Origin of the sequence: Methanocorpusculum sp. GPch4, from assembly GCF_012062385.1 — an archaeon.
Lineage (GTDB): Archaea > Halobacteriota > Methanomicrobia > Methanomicrobiales > Methanocorpusculaceae > Methanocorpusculum > Methanocorpusculum parvum.
Window position 1 is genome coordinate 1 of the sequence record NZ_SIJA01000058.1, and the last position, 6,413, is coordinate 6,413.

Annotated in this window: 7 protein-coding genes and 1 pseudogene; all 8 read left to right on the plus strand. The window is 41.5% G+C overall.

What is annotated here, in order from left to right; translation table 11 throughout:
• On the plus strand, nucleotides 1-385 hold a 385-nt coding region (locus EYA77_RS04520), incomplete at its 5' end, for an acyltransferase (RefSeq protein ID WP_167816011.1).
• Nucleotides 382-1,464, plus strand: coding sequence for a Gfo/Idh/MocA family protein (locus EYA77_RS04525; RefSeq protein WP_167816012.1), 1,083 nt, complete (start codon nucleotides 382-384; stop codon nucleotides 1,462-1,464). The genes EYA77_RS04520 and EYA77_RS04525, both read left to right, overlap by 4 nt.
• Nucleotides 1,464-2,579: a DegT/DnrJ/EryC1/StrS aminotransferase family protein gene (locus tag EYA77_RS04530; protein WP_167816013.1), complete on the plus strand. Its 1,116-nt coding sequence runs from the start codon at nucleotides 1,464-1,466 to the stop codon at nucleotides 2,577-2,579. The genes EYA77_RS04525 and EYA77_RS04530 overlap by 1 nt, the downstream gene beginning before the upstream one ends.
• A gap of 242 nt (nucleotides 2,580-2,821) precedes the next feature.
• Nucleotides 2,822-3,694 carry a UTP--glucose-1-phosphate uridylyltransferase GalU gene (galU, locus tag EYA77_RS04535; protein WP_167816014.1) on the plus strand — a complete coding sequence of 291 codons (873 nt, stop codon included), beginning with the start codon at nucleotides 2,822-2,824 and terminating at the stop codon, nucleotides 3,692-3,694.
• 30 nt (nucleotides 3,695-3,724) lie between these two features.
• Entirely contained in the window at nucleotides 3,725-3,979 is a 255-nt protein-coding gene (locus tag EYA77_RS04540) for a hypothetical protein (RefSeq protein ID WP_167816015.1), read from the plus strand.
• A 254-nt stretch (nucleotides 3,980-4,233) separates the two neighbouring features.
• A complete protein-coding gene (locus EYA77_RS04545) occupies nucleotides 4,234-5,427 on the plus strand; it encodes a nucleotide sugar dehydrogenase (RefSeq protein ID WP_167816016.1) in 1,194 nt (397 codons plus the stop codon).
• A 31-nt stretch (nucleotides 5,428-5,458) separates the two neighbouring features.
• Nucleotides 5,459-5,626, plus strand: a pseudogene (locus EYA77_RS09895) (DapH/DapD/GlmU-related protein); the annotation flags it as partial.
• Nucleotides 5,627-5,658: 32 nt separating this feature from the next.
• A partial coding sequence (locus EYA77_RS04555; RefSeq protein WP_167816018.1) for a glycosyltransferase occupies nucleotides 5,659-6,413 on the plus strand: 755 nt, incomplete at its 3' end.

Consider the following 6,413-nt stretch of genomic DNA (forward strand, 5'->3'; position numbering starts at 1 on the left):
GGTATATTATGGGGTTACTCTTGAGGATTATGTATTTTGCGGACCTTCCATGACCTTTACAAATGTGAAAATCCCTCGTTGTTTATATCCTAGAGCCAAGGAAGGTCCTTATTATCTCCCAACCCATGTTTCTTATGGAGCATCTCTTGGCGCGCATTCAGTAGTTGTGTGTGGCATTAAGATTGGGCGTCATGCTATGATCGGTTCGGGTTCTGTTGTAACTAAAGATGTGCCAGATTATGCCTTAATGGTTGGAAACCCCGCACGTCAGATCGGGTGGGTATGTGAATGTGGTCACAGGTTAAATGACCGATTTATATGTCCGGATTGTGGTAAAGTATATAATTTGAATAATGATGGAGTTTTAGAGGCGAAATCTGAATGAAAAAATTTAAACATGCAATTATTGGGATGGGTGTTATCTCAAGAAACCATCTCATTGCTGTAAAAGCAAATAGTAAAGATATTGAGCTGGTAGCTGTATGTGATACCGTTCCAGAAAATATTGAAAAATCTCTTAATAATGCGGGATTGAGTGGAAATATTGCCAGATATACCGATTACAAAGTAATGCTATATGAGCAAAAACCTGATATTGTAACGATTGCAACCCCTTCTTGGCTGCATGGCATGATGGCACATGACTGCCTTGAAAATAATTGTAATGTGATCGTAGAAAAACCAATGGCGCTCAACTTGAAAGAAATGGACGCCATGATCTCTAAAGCCAAAGAAAAGGGTTTATTGTTGATTACCTGTCACCAGAATCGTTACAATAATTCCATTACAGCCATAAAGAAGGCTCTTGATTCTGATCGTTTTGGCCATATTTCGCACATGACTGCACATGTGAGATGGAATAGAAATAAAAATTACTATGATCAAGCCGGCTGGCGTGGCAAATGGAAATCTGACGGCGGGTGTTTAATGAATCAGTGCATTCATGATCTAGATCTTCTCTGTTGGATGCTGGGAGATATCGACGAAGTTTTTGCGTATACAGCTCGTCAGCAGCACCCATATATTGAGGGTGAAGATTTAGGTCTTGCACTTATTAAAGCTAAAAGCGGGGCATATGCATCATTTGAAGGAACGGTGAATATCTACCCAAAAAATTTAGAGGAAACATTGAATATTTTTGGAGAAAAAGGTACTGTACAGGTTGGAGGAGAGTCGTTGAATCGGATCCATGAATGGACATTTGCTGATGGGCTGGACAATCTGGAATTAATTAAAAAAGCAGTTGACGAAGTCCCAACAAACTCTACCGGACTTGGGCATACTAAACTTTATGCTGATGTTATCAGATCATTAAGAACAGGTGCCCCACACATACTTGATGGAGATGAGGGGAAAAAAGTCGTTGAATTGATCCTTGCAATGTATAAATCAAAGAAAACAGGCCGTGCAGTTAAACTGCCATTGGATAATTTTGAAATAACAGAAATGGAGGGGACATTTTAATGGAATTTATTAATCTTAAAGCTCAGTACAACACGATCAAACAGCAACTGGATGTTAGATTAAATAAAATCTTATCGTCAGCACAATATATCGGTGGTGACGAGGTATCAGAATTTGAAGATAAATTATCTGACTATGTTGGAAGAAAATATTGTATCAGTTGTGGAAATGGAACTGACGCGTTACAATTGATTTATATGGCATATGGTATTGGCCCGGGTCATGCAGTATTTTGTCCGGCGATGACGTTTATCGCATCTGTTGAGCCTGCCTGTATGCTGGGAGCAACACCGATTTTCTGTGACATAAATCCAGAAACATACAATATTGATTTGGATTCATTGAAAGAGAAAATAGCTCTTGTAGAAAAAGAGGGGATATATGAGCCGAAAGCAGTAATTGCAGTCGATTTCCTTGGCAACCCAGCTAGATATCAGGAATTATCTACTCTATGTCATCAACACAATTTGATTTTAATCGAAGATGCTGCCCAAGCGATGAGTGCACGATATCATGATCGTCGATGCGGCTCATTTGCTGATATTGCCGCCACTTCATTTTTCCCATCAAAACCATTGGGATGTTATGGTGACGGCGGTGCAGTATTTACTGATGATGAAGATACAGCTGCTCTCATTAAATCAATAAAAGTACATGGTAAAGGGAAAGATAAATACGACAATGTCCGTATTGGGATTAATTCCAGACTTGATACACTTCAAGCCGGAGTATTGCTGACAAAGTTGGAGCATCTGGAGAGTGAATTGACTGTGAGGCAAAACGTTGCATCTAAATATGATGAAGCGTTTGATGGCAGAGTTCAGACTCCGATAATCACGGAAAACTCGATCTCATCATATGCGCAATACGTTATTCTATCTGATTCTTCTGATCAAAGGGAGTTACTTATTCAGGAGTTAAAAAAGAATGATATTCCGTCTTTGATATATTATCCAAATCCATTGCACAAACTAAAAGTCTTCTCCTCAAAAAATAATGAGTCCTATCCTAATGCTGAAAGATATGCCGAGTGTAATTTAGGTCTGCCATTTTCCCCGTATTTGACAGATTTGGAACAAGAGAAAGTGATTGAGGTAGTATCAAAAGTAATCTAATTGACGGAAATCAGATAGGGTGTTTTTGAAGATCAAATGATCCCATACTGAGATCAGAGAGGTGTCTCACTATTTCATTTTTATACATAATACATGTTATCTGGGGTCACCAATTCCAGAGATATTCATACAGCAATTTATATACATCATTCAAGCATAACGTATGTCATGCATCTCATTAATTTATTTGTTATATTTGGTGGATATAAATTCCAATCAGAAGGGATTTGTGGGTGAACAAGATGGAAAAAGTAACTAAAGCAGTTATTCCTGCAGCCGGGTGGGGAACCAGATTCTTCCCGATTACGAAAGCCATGCCAAAAGAGATGGTTCCGGTAATAGATAAACCAGTTATCCAGTATGTAGTTGAGGAGGCAGTTGCATCAGGGTGTGATGATATTCTCATTATCACCGGAAAAAACAAACGTGCTATCGAAGACCATTTCGATAATAATCCCGAGTTAAATAAATTATTAGCATTACGTGGTGATGAGGAACTCATTCGAGAAAATGATGAGCTGACAAATCTTGCAGACATCCACTTTATCCGTCAGAAGGAGCAAAAAGGTCTTGGTGATGCTATATTATGCGCAAAACAACATGTTGGTGCAGAACCATTTGCTGTGTTATTAGGCGATACAATTTGCGTAGCAGATTCCGGAGAAAAACCCTGCACCGAACAGCTGATAGATGTATATTATAAATATCATGTGCCTGTGATTGGTGTTGAGCCTGTTCCTGTATCGAAAATAAAGGATTATGGGATAATTGATGGTGACCTCATAGATGATGCATTGTATAAAATTAAGGATGTGATCGAAAAACCCTCTCCGGAAGTTGCGCCGTCCAATATTGGTGCAATGGGCCGATATGTATTCACTCCGGATATTTTTCCGATTTTGGAGAATACAAAACCCGGCCTGAATAATGAGGTACAACTCGCTGATGCATTACGCTGCTACTCTGATTATCTTGGATATATTACAAAAAACACGAGATATGACATAGGGGATATTCCGGGATGGATTATATCAAATTTGCAATTATTATTAAGAGATCCCCGTTATTCTAAGATTGTTCGGGATACGTTAGAAAATGAATTAACATCCAGATGAAATAGATGAAATGAGGATAGAATAATCTGTTTGGCTGAAAAGATAGTTCCAATTGACATTGAGTCTGATACCAACATTAAGATATTCGATACTGGCACCTATATCATAATCAGCCCGAACGCAGTTATTCCCAATATGTACCCACCGACCGGTATCGGCGGACTCGTCGGTACTGGGATCGGTGCAAATTTGTGTTATCTCCGGCTTATAGACATGACGAGCGATCGAGATAAGGAGATCAGTCAGCAAATCCATTTTCCTCTCCCGATGGGCGGAATCAAATGAGGTTCGAAGACCCGATGCGGGGAGCAAAGCGAAGTATGGCGATTCGCGGTTAGTTTTTTTCTCATGCTTCCACACCCAGCCTTACACGAACTCATATTTCATCTTAGACGTACGTCAATTTATTGAATAAGAGCACACCAGGTCAGTTATCATAAACAATTCCCCACACCTAATTGACACACCATCGGGACAGACTCCCCAGGATCCGGCAAAAATCCCAGACTCTATAATGCTGTAGAAGAAATACTATAGATATGAAAATCACTGTCGCAGGAGTAGGATATGTCGGACTTTCCCTCGCTGTGCTTCTTGCACAGAATCATTGTGTCACTGCAGTGACCACTACACAGAAGAAAGCCGACCTGATCAACGCGAAAAAATCCCCGATCACCGATCACGAGATCGAAGAGTACCTCGCGCATAAACCTCTGGATCTCACCGTCACGACTGACAAGGAAGCGGCCTACCGTGATGCCGAGTTCATCGTGATCGCCACTCCGACAAATTACGAAACAGCCACCCACCACTTTGATACTTCCGCAGTCGAAGATGTCATCGAGATCGCCAAACGCGTGAACCCGGATGCCATACTCATCATAAAATCGACCGTTCCTGTTGGCTATACAAAAGCAGTCAGCGAAAAATACGGGCTCGATACCATCATCTTCTCGCCGGAGTTCCTGCGCGAAGGAAAGGCTCTCTATGATAACCTGTATCCAAGCCGCATCATCGTTGGCGCACCGGCAGATAATCCCAAGCTCCGCACAGCTGCAGAGCGGTTTGCCGCCCTCCTCAAGGAAGGCGCGATCGAAAAAGACATCCCTGTCCTCATCACTGACCCGACGGAGGCCGAGGCAATAAAACTCTTCGCAAACACCTACCTTGCTCTGCGCGTCAGCTTCTTCAACGAGCTCGACACCTATGCGGAAGCGAAGGGCCTCGACACCAAGCAGATCATCGACGGTGTATGCCTCGATCCGCGTATCGGCGGTCATTACAACAACCCGTCCTTTGGCTACGGAGGCTACTGCCTGCCGAAGGACACGAAGCAGCTGCTGGCAAACTTCAAGGATGTTCCAAACAAAGTCGTGCGCGCTATCGTTGAGTCCAACGAGACACGGATGGATGTTATCGCAGACCGTGTTCTGGAAAAAGCAGGCGGTCTTCCGTGCACCGTCGGGGTGTACAGGCTCACCATGAAGTCAGGATCCGATAACTTCCGTGCGTCGAGCATCCAGGGGGTCATGCAGCGTCTGCAGGATCTGGGGGCCGATATCATCGTCTATGAGCCGACACTGAAGGAGGATATATTTGGATCCTGGCGTGTGATGCATTCACTCGATCAGTTCAAAAAGGATGCTGCGGTGATCGTGGCAAACAGATATGATCCGGAGCTTGAGGATGCGATGGAGAAGGTATATACAAGGGATCTGTACTTTAGGGATTGAAATGTGGCCGGAGGTTACTAATGAGGATTTTGCAGCGATCGGTGCAAACGTGACGCTGCTTCCAGGTGTCACGATTGGCAGAGCAGCCGTCGTAGCAGCAGGATCGGTCGTTACAAAGGATGTGCCGGCAGGCATGATGGCTATAGGAAACCCGGCACGACTTCGGGATCTTCCGGAAGAGATGAAGAACAGGGGATAATCATATTGTTAGAGAATGCTAACAAATATTAAATGAATATCTGTGTTATCTCCGGCTTGTATGCCACAGAAAAATTTCCATATGGTGGAATATTTGTTTATGAATACTTAAAACAACTAAAACAACACGATTTATCATACAAAACATATATCATTAGGCGTGACTATTCACGTGGTGTTGCACTTGTTTATCGGATTATCAAGAGAAGACCTCTTGAGAATTCACCTGCAATATCATGGGATAAATCTGAACGAATTATTCCAATAAACTGCCCGGTAAATATATTTGATATGATCCTCTACATTTGTTTTCCTAAGCAATATCTTAAAACTATATTTAAAAAAATAACAGATAATATTGAAATCAAGTCAGATACTCTTATTCATGCTCATTGGGCATGCCCAGAAGGATATTATGCTGTAAAACTTGCAAAAACCTATCAGGTGCCATGTGTGATAACAGCATATGGGTCGGATATTCATACTCTCCCACAACATAATAAAACTATGCGTAAATATCTCCCAAAAATATTAGAGAATGCTAACAAGGTAACATTTATGAGCAAAGCTCTTCTGAATTCCGGAATTAATATTGGTTATTCCGGAGAAAATAGTGCAATAATTCCAGTTGGGGTTGATACAAACATATTTTATCCAATTGATAAAGATAGTGCATCAAAAAAAACTGGATGGAGACAAACGAAGAAATATGTTGTTGGCTTTGTGGGTAATTTAATTCCTATAAAAAGGGCAGATTGTCTACCTAGAATATTTTCTATTATTGAAAA